Annotated in this window: 16 protein-coding genes; 8 read left to right on the top strand and 8 right to left on the bottom strand. The window is 63.8% G+C overall.

Translation table 11 applies throughout. The features are described from left to right. Positions 1 to 119: 119 nt before the first annotated feature. The 4 genes from DWB23_RS18000 to DWB23_RS17985 all read left to right on the top strand — a co-directional run bounded on the left by DWB23_RS18000 (position 120) and on the right by DWB23_RS17985 (position 3,180). A complete protein-coding gene (locus DWB23_RS18000) occupies positions 120 to 419 on the top strand; it encodes a hypothetical protein (RefSeq protein ID WP_121744152.1) in 300 nt (99 codons plus the stop codon). 36 nt (positions 420 to 455) lie between these two features. After that, positions 456 to 884, top strand: a complete 429-nt coding sequence (locus DWB23_RS17995) for a DUF5788 family protein (protein WP_121744151.1) — start codon at positions 456 to 458, stop codon at positions 882 to 884. 182 nt (positions 885 to 1,066) lie between these two features. Further along, positions 1,067 to 1,843, top strand: coding sequence for an ABC transporter ATP-binding protein (locus DWB23_RS17990; RefSeq protein ID WP_121744150.1), 777 nt, complete (start codon positions 1,067 to 1,069; stop codon positions 1,841 to 1,843). Further along, entirely contained in the window at positions 1,843 to 3,180 is a 1,338-nt protein-coding gene (locus DWB23_RS17985) for an ABC transporter permease (RefSeq protein WP_121744149.1), read from the top strand. Before DWB23_RS17990 ends, DWB23_RS17985 begins: the two co-directional genes overlap by 1 nt. A gap of 39 nt (positions 3,181 to 3,219) precedes the next feature. Here DWB23_RS17985 and DWB23_RS17980 read toward each other — a convergent pair whose 3' ends face one another. Then, on the bottom strand, positions 3,220 to 3,822 hold the full coding sequence (locus DWB23_RS17980) for a DUF5518 domain-containing protein (RefSeq protein WP_121744148.1): 603 nt from the start codon (positions 3,820 to 3,822) through the stop codon (positions 3,220 to 3,222). Between the two features lie 105 nt (positions 3,823 to 3,927). Then, a complete protein-coding gene (locus DWB23_RS17975; protein WP_121744147.1) occupies positions 3,928 to 5,046 on the bottom strand; it encodes an AI-2E family transporter in 1,119 nt (372 codons plus the stop codon). A gap of 169 nt (positions 5,047 to 5,215) precedes the next feature. Between DWB23_RS17975 and DWB23_RS17970 the strand changes: the two genes are divergently transcribed. Further along, positions 5,216 to 6,355, top strand: coding sequence for a thiamine ABC transporter substrate-binding protein (locus tag DWB23_RS17970; RefSeq protein ID WP_121744146.1), 1,140 nt, complete (start codon positions 5,216 to 5,218; stop codon positions 6,353 to 6,355). A gap of 82 nt (positions 6,356 to 6,437) precedes the next feature. Here the strand turns inward: DWB23_RS17970 and DWB23_RS17965 are convergent, their stop codons facing one another. Next, positions 6,438 to 8,840 carry an ATP-dependent DNA helicase gene (locus tag DWB23_RS17965; protein ID WP_121744145.1) on the bottom strand — a complete coding sequence of 801 codons (2,403 nt, stop codon included), beginning with the start codon at positions 8,838 to 8,840 and terminating at the stop codon, positions 6,438 to 6,440. A gap of 224 nt (positions 8,841 to 9,064) precedes the next feature. Between DWB23_RS17965 and DWB23_RS17960 the strand changes: the two genes are divergently transcribed. Continuing rightward, complete coding sequence (locus DWB23_RS17960; protein WP_121744144.1) at positions 9,065 to 9,307, top strand: DUF7127 family protein; 243 nt, start codon at positions 9,065 to 9,067, stop codon at positions 9,305 to 9,307. An 84-nt stretch (positions 9,308 to 9,391) separates the two neighbouring features. Further along, entirely contained in the window at positions 9,392 to 9,976 is a 585-nt protein-coding gene (locus tag DWB23_RS17955; protein ID WP_121744143.1) for a DUF1684 domain-containing protein, read from the top strand. 358 nt (positions 9,977 to 10,334) lie between these two features. Here the strand turns inward: DWB23_RS17955 and DWB23_RS17950 are convergent, their stop codons facing one another. Beyond that, a complete protein-coding gene (locus tag DWB23_RS17950; RefSeq protein WP_121744334.1) occupies positions 10,335 to 11,015 on the bottom strand; it encodes a class I SAM-dependent methyltransferase in 681 nt (226 codons plus the stop codon). Positions 11,016 to 11,506: 491 nt separating this feature from the next. On the opposite strand from DWB23_RS17950, the gene DWB23_RS17945 reads away from it, so the two are divergent. Further along, on the top strand, positions 11,507 to 12,085 hold the full coding sequence (locus DWB23_RS17945) for a DUF7090 family protein (RefSeq protein ID WP_121744142.1): 579 nt from the start codon (positions 11,507 to 11,509) through the stop codon (positions 12,083 to 12,085). A gap of 147 nt (positions 12,086 to 12,232) precedes the next feature. On the opposite strand, the gene DWB23_RS17940 is transcribed toward DWB23_RS17945, so the two are convergent. From DWB23_RS17940 to DWB23_RS17930, 4 genes are all read right to left on the bottom strand, one after another. Further along, a complete protein-coding gene (locus DWB23_RS17940) occupies positions 12,233 to 13,015 on the bottom strand; it encodes a DUF7089 family protein (protein WP_121744141.1) in 783 nt (260 codons plus the stop codon). Then, complete coding sequence (locus DWB23_RS24145; RefSeq protein WP_455429441.1) at positions 13,015 to 13,104, bottom strand: hypothetical protein; 90 nt, start codon at positions 13,102 to 13,104, stop codon at positions 13,015 to 13,017. The genes DWB23_RS17940 and DWB23_RS24145 overlap by 1 nt, the downstream gene beginning before the upstream one ends. A gap of 435 nt (positions 13,105 to 13,539) precedes the next feature. Further along, on the bottom strand, positions 13,540 to 14,559 hold the full coding sequence (locus DWB23_RS17935) for an OapC/ArvC family zinc-ribbon domain-containing protein (RefSeq protein WP_121744140.1): 1,020 nt from the start codon (positions 14,557 to 14,559) through the stop codon (positions 13,540 to 13,542). Next, complete coding sequence (locus tag DWB23_RS17930; protein ID WP_121744139.1) at positions 14,559 to 14,963, bottom strand: DUF2073 domain-containing protein; 405 nt, start codon at positions 14,961 to 14,963, stop codon at positions 14,559 to 14,561. Before DWB23_RS17930 ends, DWB23_RS17935 begins: the two co-directional genes overlap by 1 nt. Between the last annotated feature and the right edge of the window lie 2 nt (positions 14,964 to 14,965).

Raw genomic sequence — 14,965 nt, 5'->3', positions numbered from 1 at the left:
TAGTGTTCTAGCTGGAGAAAACACATGACTACAGTATCCCCGCAGCGAACCGATCTCCGCGAACTCGATCGACAGCCCCGCTACAGGGCTCAAACAGGTCGTCGACGGGTGGTCGGTGTATGATCTCGTCCGTGCTCGTTCCGTTACAGACCAGCGGTGAGGAGTTCGCTGTCGATCCGATAGTCATGATCGGTGGTATGCTGATCGGAATCCTCATCGCAGTCGGTATCGCGTACTGGGTCTACAAGGACGCGTCCAAACGCGAGAACAACGAAGTCCTCTGGGCAATCGGAACAGGCGGTCTTCTGTTTCTGTTCTTCCCGGCGGGAATCGTCGCCGTGGTCGCGTATTTCATCATCCGAAGCGACGAAACGCCTACGGAACCGGTTCAGGACGAGTCGACCGCCGGTGACTGGTAGCCTGGACGACGAGTGCCCTTCTCGAACTATTTCAGTATGGTATCCACCGATAATGAACTGACCACCGCTCAGAGACGCGACTTCCTCGAGCGCGCCAATCGGCAGAGCGCGACCATCGGACAAACGCTCTCGGAGACGATCACCGTCGGGGACGACGACCTCCCGCTCGAGGAGTTCCTGATCGAGACCCGGAAAGTCGAGGGTATTCCCGACGATGCGAAGGCGCTAGTCAGGGAGACCGAACGGGAACTGACCGCCGAACGAGCGCGCCTCGTCGAGCGCCTCGAGACGGCCCCGATCGACCGCGAGGACGGAGAGCGAATCGTCGAGACGATCGTCGGCATCGACCGCGCGCTGAACGCGCTCCGGAGCCTCCGTCGCGACGGCTTCGCCGCCGAGACGCAGTCGGCGTCGCTCGACGATCACAAGCGGTGGCTCGAGTTCATGGACTCGATTCGGCGGTAGGCGTGCCGTCGTCGCCAGTGAACGCCACTTCACGCCGACTCAGACGACGACTGGACGACGGGTGTGACTGTTTCAGTCGGTACCAGCGGAGCGCTCTCGCAGGTCGTCAGCGATTGTCGACATCACGATCTCCGCTTTCGATCCGCTGATACCTTTTTTGTCGGGGCTGTGGTTGACTTCACATGACACCACCAGCAACCGGGGATAGTCCCGGAACTGGCACGGCGGTCGGCCTCGAGAACGTCCGCAAGACCTACCAGCTCGGCGAACCGGTTCACGCGCTCGACGGCGTCTCCCTCGAGATTCCGCAAGGCTCGTACACGGCGATCATGGGGCCGAGCGGGTCGGGCAAGTCGACGCTGATGAACCTCGTCGGCTGTCTCGACACGCCCACCGAGGGAACCGTCGTCGTCGACGGCGAGGACGTGGCGGCCCTCGAGGACCGCGAGCGAACCACGCTCCGGGGAACGACGGTCGGCTTCGTCTTCCAGACGTTCAACCTCATGCCCCGACTGACCGCACTCGAGAACGTCGCCCTCCCGCAGTTGTTCCAGAACGTCGGCCGGGCGAAGCGCCGCGACCGGGCGCGGGAGCTACTCGACCGGGTCGGTCTCGCGGATCGTGCGGACCACCTGCCCAACGAGCTCTCGGGCGGGCAGCGCCAGCGGGTCGCGCTGGCTCGAGCGCTGGTCAACGATCCCGCCATCGTGCTCGCCGACGAGCCGTCGGGCAATCTGGACACCGATACCGAATCCGACGTGCTCGACCTCTTCGGTGAGTTTCACGACGGCGGAACGACGATGATCGTCGTCACCCACGAACGTCACGTCGCGGAGCGAGCGGAACGGATCATCCACCTACTGGACGGCGAAATAGAGCACATCGAGAACCTCGACGGCGAAGGCGTCGATCCCTCGAACGTCGGTGACATCGACAGATCTAGCGGGGCGAATCACTGATGCGACTCCTCGAGAGTCTGCGCCTCTCCTGGCGGTCGATCCGCGGCCACAAGCTGCGCTCGTCGCTGACGACGCTCGGCATCGTGATCGGTATCGCCGCGGTGATCGCGTTCGTCACGCTGGGTGCGAGCCTGCAGGCGGGGGTCATCGGCGACATCAGCCCAGACGATCAGCGCAACAGCTACGGCTGGGCTGCCGAACCCGGTACCGAAGGCGGCCCGCTCGCGGGTGCTCAGCCCGTCTTCAGTCAGGACGACCTCGACGCGCTTTCCGACGACGACGATATCGACGCGGCCTACGGCTACATGCCGTTATCCACGCAGGCGCTCGTGTACGAAGACGAGATATCGCCCCAGAGCGACGCGCTGGTCGCCGCCGGGCCGTCGTACATCAGAGAGAACACCCTCGCCGAAGGCAGGCAGTTCGAGCAGGGCGAACGCGAGGCGGTCATCAACCCGGCCGTCGCGGGCCAGTTCGAGGAGAACGTGACCGTCGGCGACGAGTTGACGATCGCGTTACAGGGCGGCCAGCGAACGACCGTCACCGTCGTCGGGATCACCGAATCGTCCGAGGGACTGAGTCCGTTCGAGGGGTTCGAGCCCTCGCCGCGCGTCTACGTTCCGACGGATCCGTTCTACACCGAGGACGCAGCGGGAGCCGTCCCGGGCGGGGGCACGGCGGGTGGCGAAGAAGGCGACCCCAACGAGAGCGGCGAAAACGGGACCGACGCCGACGGCAACGAGACGGGTATGGGCGACGACGCGCTCTTCCTCGCGATCGTCGTCGAAGCCGAATCCGCAGACGACGCCGCCGTCGATCGCGCCCAGGAGAGCGCGATAGCGTACCTCGAGAGCGACGACTCTGACGCCAGTTCCCTGCTGGGCGACGACCTCGAGATAACCCTCCAGACAAGCGCGGAGTTGCTCCAGCAGTTAGAGGACGTGCTGGATCTCCTGCAGAACTTCATCGTCGGCATCGCGGCAATCTCGTTGCTGGTGGGATCGATCGGCATCGCCAATATCATGCTCGTCTCGGTGACCGAACGGACTCGAGAGATCGGCATCATGAAGGCCATCGGGGCCCAGAACCGGGAGATACTGGGCCTCTTCCTCGCCGAGGCGGTGATCCTCGGCATCGTCGGGGCGATCCTCGGAACGCTACTCGGACTCGCCGCGGGGTACCTGGGCGCGTGGTACATCGATCTCCCGCTGGTCTACCCCTACGAGTACGTCGCGCTCGCGATCGTCGTCGGCGTTCTCGTCGGAATCGGCTCCGGACTGTATCCGGCGTGGCGGGCGGCGCGGACGGATCCGATCGACGCGCTCAGATACGAATGACCTCGCGATCGACCGGCGACGCACTCGAACTCGGCAGTATCAGTCTCGCTCGGTGTCGCGGTACCGCTCGGTATCGCGGTCGCGTCTCGAGTCGTCCGCGTCGGATCGACCGGGCTTGTGTTCCCGTCCCGAATCGCGTGCGTCGAGTCTGTCGGTCCCTCGATCGCGTACCACCGACGAGTCCGACTGTGGCCCCGGGGGTCGCGTCGATTCGACCGACCGCGATCGATTCGACGACGATAGTCCGATCGCCTCCCGGGTTCGGGCGCGTCGTTCCGGGTACTCTCGTGCGAGGTACGCCCCGAGATAGCCGCCGAGCAACGACAGTCCGACGGTGTAGAGGAAGAGGACCGCAACGGCGGCAACGACGACGAATGCCACGATCGCGAATCCCTCAAACGGGGCCGCAACGATCCCCATCCCGAATCCGAGAATTCCGAGCCCGAAGATCGCGAAACCGGCGATCGGAACGAACGTGATCGCACCCGCGAGCGCGCCGACGATGGCTCCCTCGCGGACGTCCGGTCCGTCGAGAAAGCCCGCGACGATGCCGCCGATGACGGTCGAAAACGGGACGAACGAGAGGATGACGCCGACGACGGCACCAACGAGCGCGTTGACCAGCGTTCTGGAAGTGACCATACCGAATGAACGGGGGGAGCGAAGAAAAGCGACGGTGGTCGCACAGGTGACGGGGAGGCTTCATCGGGACCGTGAACTCGGTTGCCGAGGTCGCGTCTCGGACGGTCAGTCGTCGGACGATGACGTACCGGATTCGGCGGGCGACGTCATCGTCGTCTCAGTTCCGGTCCGCTCCTCCGGTGGTCCCTCGAGTTCGGACTCGGCGAGTTCGGAGAACGTGATCTCGCCGTTGATCTCGTCCGCGAGAAGATCGACGGCTTCGACGAAGACGGCGACGATCAGCGGGCCGACGACGATACCGATCGCGCCGAGGGTAAAGAGCCCGCCGGTGAAGCCGACGAAATAGAGGCTGCCCGGAAGACCCGCCGAACGTTGAGCGAGCCGCGGTCGAACGCCGATATCGGGGAACCACGCGACGAGCCCGATCCCGAGGACGCCGATGAGGACGGCAGCGACGAGGTCGCCCGCGGCGACGTGATAGAGCGTGATCGGCGCGATGAGCATGCTGGGGCCGATAATCGGAACGAACTGGAGGATCGCAGCGATGATCGCGAGGGTAAACGCCGCCTCGTAACCGAGTACCCAGAACAGCGGGTAGCCGATGAGCAGCGTCGCAACTGACGTCGCAAGCTGCAGCACGTAGATCGCGTACAGCGTTTCACGCGCGCGTCGAGCGAGCGCGTAGACGATGTCGCGATACTCGTGCGGAACCGGTGCGATCGCGGCTCGACCGGCGGCATCACCCTTGAACAGGATCGCGAACAGGAGGATGACGAAGAGCGCAAACTTGATCGCGAGCACCGGCAGCGCCGCCGCGAACGAGACGGCGGCATCGCTGAGAAAGTCGAGCACGAGCGACTGCACCTCGGCGACGTCGATCGTGTACGAGACGTCGAAGGCGGTCACCGGAATCTCTCGAGGAATATCCTCGATGATGGCGATCATCTGATCCATCCGGAAGTAGAGCGTGATGAAAATCGGCGAGAAGACGACGATAGCGCTGACGAACCCGATCAGGGTCGCCGCGACTGCTGACAGCCACTCGGAAAGGCCACGTCTCACCAACCAGCCCTGAACGGGTAAGAGAACGTACGCCACCGTCAGCGCGAACAGGATCGTCCCGAGAACCTCGAGCAGGATACCACCGGTAACGAGTCCGAGTACCGTGACGACGCCGGCAAGGACGTATCGGCGGTTCCTGTTCGCCGTTGCGTTCGCTGTCACACCGGTGAATCACACCAAGACTGTAAAACCCTTCGGACTATCGTAGTCGCCCGAATGAGATTGCGTACAATCGCACGACAGCTGTACGATCGGCGCGTAGTTCGGACACCTGTTAGGATACCAGAATTTTGGGAACGAGACTTATGTCCACGCGGCATAGCACCGATGAATGAAACGCCGGACGGTCGTTCGAACCCTCGGTGGCATCGGCGGGGGCGCAGTCGCCGGTCTCGCCGGCTGTCTGACGCGCGACGGTGACGACGGTCCAGAGGACGGACCCGAGGACGGCGATCCAGAACCGGACGAGCCCAGTTACGAGGGGGCGTTGCGGATCGCCACCTACCGGTCGATGGTCACCGGTCCCGACCCGGCGGGACCGTGGCTCGAAGAGACGTTCGAGGACGCCTATCCCGACGCGGAAATCGAGTGGGTCATCCCGGACGAGGGGATCGAACACTACATCCAACGCGGCCGGTACGACGCCGAAATCGACGTCGACGTTTGCTTTGGTTTTACCGTGGGCGATCTCGCGCGGATCGACGACAGAATCGGTTCGGGCGGGCTCCTCCGCGAACTCAATCTCGATCGGATCGACGGCGTCGAGCGCATCCGCGACGACCTCGAGTTCGGCGATCCACACAACCGCGCGCTCGCCTACGACACGGGATACGTCAGCCTGGTCTACGACGAAACCGTCCTCGGAAGGCCCGAGAGCTTCGACGACTTGCTCGGATCGGCCTACGAGAACGCGCTGCTGGCCCAGCATCCCGTCACCTCCATGCCCGGCCAGGCGTTCTTGCTGTGGACGATCGAACGAACCGACGCGGAGACCGCATTCGACTACTGGGAGGAACTCGTGGCGAACGGGATCGAGATCTACGACTCCTGGAGCGACGCCTACCGCGGTGCCTACGCGGACGCCCAGCGGCCGATGATCGTCTCCTACTCGACCGATCCGATGTTCGCAGCCGCGGAAGAGGACGCGGCGGATCGCCATCGAGTCGCGTTCCCGAACGACGAGGGGTACGCACTCCCCGAAGGCATGGGGATTTTCGAGGGAAGCGAAGAGCCCGATCTGGCCTACGCGTTTCTCGAGCACGTCCTCTCGGTCGACTCACAGCACGAACTCGCGCGCCGAAACGTCCAGTTTCCGGCCGTCGAAGACGTCAGTCTCTCGCCGGAGTTGAGCGATGCCACACGCCAACCCGCGGAGCCGGTGACGACGAGTTACACCGAACTCCGCGGTCACCTGAGCGGGTGGCTCGAGGACTGGACCGAGCGGTTCGACGGCCGCTTCGAGGACGAGTAGCATCCTGCGGTGCCTTCAGTCGTTCCTCCGCGTGGGAACGGGTGACACTGGCCTCGTCAGGTCGCGTATCGGGCCGTGAGTATCAGTTTTCCGCCCCGAGTCGATCCCGGAACCGCTCGAGACCCAGTTCGAGCATGTCGGGGCTCACCGTCTGGAACTCGCCGTCGTCGGGGAGGAACTGCTGGACCGAATCCCAGCTATCGCGGGCGTAGCGTTCGTCCAACAGCACGCGGACGCCGACGTCCTCCGGCGAGCGGAGGACGCGACCGATCGCCTGTCTGGCCTTTCTGACCGCGGGGATCGTGAGCGCGTAGGTGAATCCGTCGCCGAACGCGTCGTCGTAGGCCCGCCGGACCGCCTTCGTCCGCGGGCTCGAGGTGTTGACGATCGGGACGCCACAGATGACCGCCGCCGAGAGCCGATCGCCGCTGTAGTCGACGCCTTCGGTCAAGGTTCCCCGAAGGCTCGTGACGAGCACCTTCCCCTCGCCCGCGAAGAACTCGCGTTTGAGCGACTGGGTGGTCTCGTCGTCGCTTGCGGCGTCGAGCAGGACGGGTTTCTCGAGGCAGCCCTCGAGCGCCCCGGCGAGCCACTCGGCTTCGGCGTAGCTCGGCATCCCGACGAGAACGTTGCCCGGAAGGCGGCCGACCTTCGAGATCGCGTCGATGTAGGCCGCTCTGGTCGGGTTCGTTTCCCCTGCCCTGCCGCGATTATCGTAGGTGAATTTCGGGGCGGAGACCGCGAAGCTCTCGCGATTTTTGTCGGGGAAGTGGAGCCCGTACCGTCGCTCGACGACCGGTCTGTCTTCCTCGCTCGCGAGGTACTGCAGGCCGGTCACGTCGGTGAAGGCGTCCATCGGCTCGAGGGTCGCGCTCATGAGGATGCCGCCGCCGAAGGCGGCGAGTCGGTCGCCGATGGCGTCGCTCGGCACGCAGTTGTGCAGTGCGAGTCGGGCGGCGTAGACTCGCCGCCACGAATCGGCGGGTTCGGTGTCGTTCCACGTGCGCTCGAGTTCGATCTCTCGGAAGTAATCCGTGTGATCGCGGCGGTACCACTCGCCGAGGACGCGGCCGACGGCGGGGGCCGCGCGCGTTCGGTCCTCTTCCTCGGCTTCGTTCAGCACGCGTTCGACGACGGCACCGACGGATTCCGCGCGGACCCAGTTGGCGTCGCCGTACCCCGCGTCTCTGGCCCACGCCGTGAGTTCGTCCTCGGCGGGTTCGGTCGGATCGCGAAGTGGAATCTCGGCATCCGGGAGCTCGTTCAGGTTCGACTGCCACCCCTTGTGGTTCCGGTCGAGGTAGCCGCTCACCCGCCGATCGAGTTCGCCGCGGAGGTCCCGGATGAACTCGAGGGTCCGACTGAGTTCCTCGAAGGAGACGTCGGTGTCGTTGAGTTCCGCGCGCACGAGGTCGGCGTCGGCGGTTTTCGAGCCGCCTTCGGCCCGTCGTCCCTCGCGCTCGAACGTGATCGGCTGGATGACCCTCGAGAGTTCGGTTTCGGCGTCCCTCAGGGTCGTATCGGCGACGCCATCGCTTACGAGGTCGCGCACGCGCGGCTCCAACATGTGGGCCTCGTCGCAGACGACGAACGTGGAGTCGTCGAGCAACGCGCCGGTAAAGGAGCCGGTCGTTCGGGGATCGAACGCGTGGTAGTAATTTCCGAGGACGACCTCGACGTGACCCAGAACGGCACCCATCACCGAGTGCGGACAGGTGCCGTGTTTCACCGACCGCGCGACGAGGTCCTCGGGCGTGATCATCCCGGCCTCGGTGAAGTCGTACGGGACGGCTTCGGCTCGCGAACTGCGCCCGCTCGCGTCGCCGTCACCTCCCTCCTCGGGGAGGTCCTCGAGGTACTGCGCGTAGAACGGACAGTACTCGGTCTCGGCCCCGACGGGGCCGCCGTCGCCGTACTCCGGGAGGTCGGGCGGGTACGGTGTCGGCTCGTCCGCGGTCTCGAGGAAGGCGCTGTTGGCAGCGCCGCGACCGCCGCTGTCGGCCAAGCCGATCTGCTGGCTTCGGGCGCGCGCGGCGAGGTTCTGGGCGGTCGTCTCGCCGGCCTCGCCGGTGAGGTCGCGGGTTCGATCCCGCAGGGTCTCACAGCGGTCGTAGACGTTGCCGTCGTCGAACCCCGCCGCACCCTCGCGGTTGTACGGACAGACGTCGGCTTTGCCGACGAGGGTGAGTCCGGAGACCGGATTCCAGTCGCTCGGAAGGTTCTCGTTGATCGTCTCGAGGTCGGCTTCGAACTGGCGCAGTTGCTGTTTGACGCTCGTGAGCACGAAGACGCGCTCGTAGTCGGTGTCCGGATCGCGCACGAGGTCGATCCCCGCGGTGAGTGCGATCATCGTCTTCCCGGTGCCACAGGCGCCCTCGATGACGGTGTAGCCGCCGTCTCGAGCGGTGTCGATCGCGGTTTCGATACCGTCGACTTGCTCGTCGTAGGGTCGGTCGTGGCCGAACACCGGTCGCCAGTCCGTCATGGGTACCGTACTCGTCGTCGGTCGTGCATAGCGTTGACGGACTGTGTTGGCCGCGCCGTGAGTGATAAATGTACGCGATAATCGACGAACGCGATTGTTACGCACTGATCGACAGACGCGATCGTTGGACACTGATCGGCGGACGGAATCCGGATATCCGTGGCCACGGTCGGCCGGCCGCTGCCGGCGTGCCCCTTTACTTGGCTGCGCCCCAATACTAGCACATGAAGGTCCCCAGATCCCTCAAAAACGTCGATCGAGACGACGACGCAGTCTTACGTACGTTCGAGTACGATGACGGGAGCGTCATCGCGGTCGATTTCGGTACCGCCGCCGCCGACGTCGAGATCGATATCGTCGATTCGACCGCGATCATCGTCGCCGGTGACCGACAGTTCGAGTTCGAACTGCCGCCGGAGGCAAGCGACGTCTCGGTTCGCAACGGCGTCCTGACGATCGAGGAATAGAGTAGCCACTGAAAGTCAATGCACACGTGAGGCGTCCCTCGAGCGAAACACAACCCATTCCCGTCCCGCGCCGGTAGGACCGGTATGAGCGATTCTGACGACGCCATCGACGTCGACCGCTGGCGCGACGAACTCGAGGCGAAACGCGCCGAGAAGGACGAATTTTTCGCGGACCATCCGCAGTCGCCGATCCCGCCCGAGGATCGCGAGGAGTTCGACGGGCTCGACTACTTCGAACCGGATTCGACCTACCGCGTGAGCGCGACCGCCGAGGTTCACGACGATCCGGAAGTCGTACTGATGGAAACGACCGCGGGCAGAGAGATGCGCTATCTCCGCGTTGCCACCCTCGAGTTCGATCTCGACCGCGAGGACGAGGATCTGGAAGACGGCACCTTCGAACTCGCGGCGTACCAACTCGAGAGTCCGAACGAGGAGCCGCTGTTCGTCCCCTTCCGCGATAAGACGACCGGCCAGCAGACCTACGACGGCGGTCGCTACATGGAGCTATCGTCGGAGCGCGAACTCGAGGACGGCGACGAGATCGTCGTCGATTTCAACATCGCCTACTCGCCGTTTTGTGCCTTCAGCGAAACGTTTGACTGCCCGCTACCGCCGGAAGAAAACTGGCTCGAGGTGACGATTCCGGCGGGCGAACGCTTCGAGTGAGAGCGCAGCGATCTGATCTGCGTCGACGGCCACCGGCTACTCTCGTTGTCCACTGGTTACTGTCGTTCGAGTAGTAGCAGTAGAACTATCGAGCGATCGGGAGGTACCCGTTCGAGTACGATGGGTGGCTTCGACTCGAATCACAGGCCAGAAATCAGCAGCGGGAAGCCCGACTCGAGTCGAAGCGAGGGGGTTGCCAGCCGGTAGCCAACTCGAGTCGAAACGGGGGCGATCGTCGACGGTGGGTAAACGAGGTGAATTCGGCGGAAGTGAGGAATGAGAGAACCAAACCGACGGCGAGTAGTTGGGAAGTTGGGCCGATAGCGAGTAGTTGGAAAGCCAGGCCAGTGGCGAGTAGTCAGGGTGCCACGCCGACGGTGAGTAGCGTGCCGAACTCGCGATACCGTTCGACCATCGTCTCGCGGTTCTCCCACTCGTCCGTCGGGAACGCTGCTTCCGGTGGAATCGTGGTTTCGCGGTCGGGAATGTTGTCCTGCTCGGCGACGAAGAGACCAGCGTCGTGGAAGGCCTCGCGGTACTGCCTGCGGTCCCAGCGGGTCATCTCGATGGAGATGAACTCCTGCCACTCGTGGGAGTGGACGTTCTCTTCGTAGTAGTTCACGGCGCAGTAGAAGGTCCCGCCGGGTCGAAGGATACGCGCGATTTCCTCGAGCGTCCGGTGGGGATCGGCGGCGTAATAGAACGCCTCCATCGACCAGATGTGGTCGATCGAGTCGTCCTGGAAGGGAAGCGAATCGAAATCCCCGACGAGGAAGCCGACCTGCGGATCGTCCGTGTAGCCCGCGGCGTTGTGGGCCATCTCGGGCGAGCCGTCGAGTCCGTAAATCACCCCGGCATCCTTCGTATCGCGGAGGGCGCGACCCGCGTACCCGCTGCCACAGCCGAGATCCAACACGGTATCGCCGGGTTCGATCGGCATGCGCGCGAGCGCGGGCTTTGCGGTGTGCCAGTGCCGTTCTTCCATGCCCCTATCCCGACCGCTCGAGGCCCACTCGTCGAACTCCTCGCGAACGCTCATGTACGAGTCGTCAGTCTCAGCGGGCAAAACGCGTTCGACTCGAACCGACGGCGCGAGCACCGCAGGTCGAAGCGAGTCAGGTTTCCGTCGAACGATGTACATCCAACCGTCCCGGACATTCGAGCGACCGACAGATTTTTTAGGGTGGCCTAAAAAGTAGTGGTTGGAGGAGTTGAGGTTGGCCGAAATCCGTGGGCATCGGATCGAGGCCGAACAGATAACTCCTACTCGGCCGCTTTTTCACAGCACCAGTGTGAAACGGACCGCAGGTCCGCGTGAGCAGTTCCGCGTGTGAGCTTCCTCCGGAGAGGTATCCCGACCATCACAATCGGAACCGACCGTCTCGGCGGTAGTCGACGACGCGTTAGTTTCCGTCAGAAGAACCGTTGGGTCCTGAGCAGACGCTCCGAGTTCACCCGAATCCGTCACGTTCGATAGCGGCGACTGTAGACGGGACAATTAAGTCGGTGCCGAAAGTTGTTCACGTCAATATGGACTATTCGCTTGCAATCGATGGGACGCCGGAAACGGTACCTGGCGGGACAGGTGTCCTGTTGCTTCACCCGAGTACGGGCGAAACGGACCGCATCGACACCGATTTTCTCAAAACCGACACCGACAACTTCCTCGTCATCTCCACGCGAACCACTGCCCGCGAGGTCAGGCAGAAACTCGAATACTACGACGTCGACGAAGAGCGCGCGGAAATCCTCGACACCCTCAGCATCGAACGCGGCTACTCCCGCCGCAAGAGCGACACCGTCCACTACGTCGCCGCACCCGACGACGTCGACGGCATCGTCGAACACATCGACGGCTTCCTCGAGTCTCACGACGGCAAACTCCGACTCAGCTTCGACTCCGTGACCGAACTCGCCTACTACGCCGGCGACGACGAAGCCCTCGAGACGATCGAGCGAATTCTGGAACTGCTCGAGGAACACGACGCGGTCGGCCTCTTCCACGTTTCCGAAGAACCCCACGACGAGTCGCTCGTCGACGACTTCCGCGAGCTGTTCGACGGGATCATCGATCTGGACGAGGACGGGAGCATCGACGCCGAGTTCTAGCTCCCGGTCCCGTTTCCTGCGGGTTATTCGCGGAGAGCAACGTCTCGAGCTCTCGGCTCGTCGTCCACGGTGGCGCGCGCTGATCGGTGCCGGACGGATAGCTCGTGATCGGGTACTCGAAACCACCACCTCGAAACGGAAATCGCGTTATTCGACGAGCGAGTCGAACGTCTTCTCGGCCCACTTGACCGCGTACTCCGAGCCGTGATCGCGGTACGCGCTCGTATCGAGCGCCGCAAACGGCGCTGGCAACTCGAGTCCGTGCTTGATCGCCGCACACGCCAGCTCCGTCGCGTCCGCGAAATCCGTTTCGCCGCGGGCGACGGCGCGTGGCAGTCCGGAAACGCGGTCCTCGAGTCGACTCCCGGCGTCCTGCCAGGCGTCGAAGAGTTCGGGGTGGTCGTCCCGCCAGCCCGCGAAGACGTCTCGCGTCTGGAGTCCGACCCAGCCGTCGTACAGCGCCGCCGCAACCTGGTAGGTGCTGTTCGGGTCGAGGTCTGTCGCCTCGTCGAGCGCGAGATAGTCGTCCTCGAAGAAGCCGAGGAAGTGCTCGGGCACCTCGAGATCGAGTTCGACCAGCGCCTCGGCGAGCAGGAAGTCAACGAACGACTCCGGCGAGCCCGCGACGCGAGCCTTGACGAGAACGATCGGCGGCTCGGTCTGGCGCGTCCAGACGACGCTGCCGTCGCCGGGCATTCCGATGGTCAGTTGTGGACCCGCATACCGGGTCAGCAGCGTCGGCGCGTCGTCGGGCAGCCACCCAGCCGGATAGCTCGCCGGCTTGAGCGCGTCGACGAGGAGTCCGAGGTCTTCGGCCCGTGCGGGGTCCAGCGTCTCGAAATCGCGCTCACAGTCGAGTATCTGTACGTCGGGTGCGTACTCGTCGCGGACTGCCTCGACCGGACTCGAGGGGTCGCGAACCTCGAACATCAGACGAGAACAGTCTGGAAGACGACCACCAGCGACAGCAGCGCCGATACGGCGATCGTAGTAAGGACGATCTTGGTTGGGGTGCTCATACGCGAACGGAATCAGCCGCGTTGCTTAAATCCATCTTTCTCGGCCGTAATTTCGGCCGACACGACCCGGAGTCACCCCCGTACGTGGAGGCGGACACGGACGCACGTCCGAGCGGCGGAAGCGCTCGAGGAGATCTGACGGACGCCGGAAACGCACTCTCGGGGTCCACTGAACCCGCTCGGGTTAGCGGTGAACTACTCGGCTCTCGAGACGGTACCTCATAGCCATCATTTCACATGGAACCCAATTACGACGATATCTTCCGCAAGCAGTACCTGACGAAGTGATTACAGTTGAAATAGAGGGGTGTTGATTCTGCTCGGGACGGGGATTGGTTCGAGTCGAGAATTGCTTCGAACGATCATTCCGGACCGAGAGCCATCATTCCGAGTACCGAGAACGGTCATCCCGGACTGAGAGCGACGATCTCGACGCTACGAATCGTCATCCGCGTGCCACGATTCCGGTACGTCGATAACGTATCGACCGTCTTCTTGCAGCGAGATGATGTACTCCTCGCGGTTGTAGAGTTCCATCAGGTTGAGTTCGTACTGGCCCGGACTCACGATCTTGATGCTCTCGAATTGCTCGTTGAGTTCCGCTCGGAGCTCTTCGATAGAGGGCTGGTCACCGGACGGTTCGCTGACGACCCGGCCGTGTTCCGGTGGCTGGTCGCCCGCTCCCGGTTCCGGACCGTCCGCCCGGGTACCCGCGTCAGCGACGGTCTCCGGAGTACGCTGCTCTCCAGTTGGGAGTTCGTCCGCCGAAACGACGTCGCTTCGAGCGTCGGCCTGGGCCGTGTTTTCGCTGTCGTCCGAACTCGAGACGGCACTGATCGATTCCGCTGAGTCGGTTGCAGCGTCGCCGGCAGCGGACGCCCCGGACGAAGACGCGGGGCTCGCGTGTGTGGAGTCCGTTCCGGCGTTCGTCGGTTCGGTTATTTCAGATTCGGGCTCCGCGTCGGATGCGGATCGAGAGCCCTCGTGTTCGTCGCGGCCCTGCTCCGGTGCGGTCGTTCGGTCTTCGGGTCGACGCGCCGTATCCGGCCATTCCGTGAACTCCCCGGTTTCATCGCTCGAGTCCGCCGTCGAGTCGGTCTCGGGAGTCTCGTCGTCCGAGGGCCAGGATTGCTCCGATCCGTCGTGGCGATTCGCGTCGACCGCGGTGGTGTCTACCGATTGCACGAGTTCGTCCGACTGTGTCGAGTCGGATGAGACCCATCCACGAACTGTTTCTGCGGCGCGCTCGACGGTTCCGGTGTCACCGGTCGAGTCGGTGCCAGGGTCGCCAGCCGAGTCGGTCGCTTCCTGTGGAGCAGAGTCGGCCGGTCCGGTCGCGGCCCGTCCGGAGGGCGCGAACTGAAACTTGTTCCCGCCGCAGTCGGGACATCCAGACAGCATCTCCTTGGAGCCGTCGGGGAACGTCCGGCCACAGTTCGTACATTCGTGGGGCATTAGTCTCGAGACACGAGCGCACTGATGAGCGTTTCGTCCTTGTGAAGCGTTTCGATCTGGTTCGCCGGCCCGATGACCGTCAGTTTCGCCGCCGACTCGTCGCCGCCGCCCATGATGCGACCGAGCAGCGAGGAATCACGCGTATCGGATTTCGGGTAGGTCTCGATCTCGATCCCGTTGAACTCGTCGGGGCTGATCTCGGCCATCGTTACCTCGATGAGTCGGCTCTCCTCGTCGGGGGTCAGTCCCTCTTCTAAGATGACGATGTTCCCGTCGTGGACGCCGTCGAGGATCATCCGAATCTTCTCCATCGTCGCCATCCCGTCCATCCGCTCGCCGCTGATCAGATCGATCTGAACGCCGTCGGGAGCATCCGAGTCGTCCGCGTTAGTTGCTTTTGGCATTC

It is taken from the genome of Natronorubrum halophilum, assembly GCF_003670115.1.
GTDB classification, from domain to species: domain Archaea; phylum Halobacteriota; class Halobacteria; order Halobacteriales; family Natrialbaceae; genus Natronorubrum; species Natronorubrum halophilum.
This window is presented reverse-complemented; position numbering and strand designations above follow the sequence as displayed.

Excerpts from the sequence above, each read along its gene's own strand:
- DWB23_RS18000 (WP_121744152.1), top strand. The coding sequence starts at position 120 with ATGATCTCGTCCGTGCTCGTTCCGTTACAGACCAGCGGTGAGGAGTTC.
- DWB23_RS17995 (WP_121744151.1), top strand. The coding sequence starts at position 456 with ATGGTATCCACCGATAATGAACTGACCACCGCTCAGAGACGCGACTTC.
- DWB23_RS17990 (WP_121744150.1), top strand. The coding sequence starts at position 1,067 with ATGACACCACCAGCAACCGGGGATAGTCCCGGAACTGGCACGGCGGTC.
- DWB23_RS17985 (WP_121744149.1), top strand. The coding sequence starts at position 1,843 with ATGCGACTCCTCGAGAGTCTGCGCCTCTCCTGGCGGTCGATCCGCGGC.
- DWB23_RS17980 (WP_121744148.1), bottom strand. The coding sequence starts at position 3,822 with ATGGTCACTTCCAGAACGCTGGTCAACGCGCTCGTTGGTGCCGTCGTC.
- DWB23_RS17970 (WP_121744146.1), top strand. The coding sequence starts at position 5,216 with ATGAAACGCCGGACGGTCGTTCGAACCCTCGGTGGCATCGGCGGGGGC.
- DWB23_RS17965 (WP_121744145.1), bottom strand. The coding sequence starts at position 8,840 with ATGACGGACTGGCGACCGGTGTTCGGCCACGACCGACCCTACGACGAG.
- DWB23_RS17960 (WP_121744144.1), top strand. The coding sequence starts at position 9,065 with ATGAAGGTCCCCAGATCCCTCAAAAACGTCGATCGAGACGACGACGCA.
- DWB23_RS17955 (WP_121744143.1), top strand. The coding sequence starts at position 9,392 with ATGAGCGATTCTGACGACGCCATCGACGTCGACCGCTGGCGCGACGAA.
- DWB23_RS17950 (WP_121744334.1), bottom strand. The coding sequence starts at position 11,015 with ATGAGCGTTCGCGAGGAGTTCGACGAGTGGGCCTCGAGCGGTCGGGAT.
- DWB23_RS17945 (WP_121744142.1), top strand. The coding sequence starts at position 11,507 with ATGGACTATTCGCTTGCAATCGATGGGACGCCGGAAACGGTACCTGGC.
- DWB23_RS17940 (WP_121744141.1), bottom strand. The coding sequence starts at position 13,015 with ATGTTCGAGGTTCGCGACCCCTCGAGTCCGGTCGAGGCAGTCCGCGAC.
- DWB23_RS24145 (WP_455429441.1), bottom strand. The coding sequence starts at position 13,104 with ATGAGCACCCCAACCAAGATCGTCCTTACTACGATCGCCGTATCGGCG.
- DWB23_RS17935 (WP_121744140.1), bottom strand. The coding sequence starts at position 14,559 with ATGCCCCACGAATGTACGAACTGTGGCCGGACGTTCCCCGACGGCTCC.
- DWB23_RS17930 (WP_121744139.1), bottom strand. The coding sequence starts at position 14,963 with ATGCCAAAAGCAACTAACGCGGACGACTCGGATGCTCCCGACGGCGTT.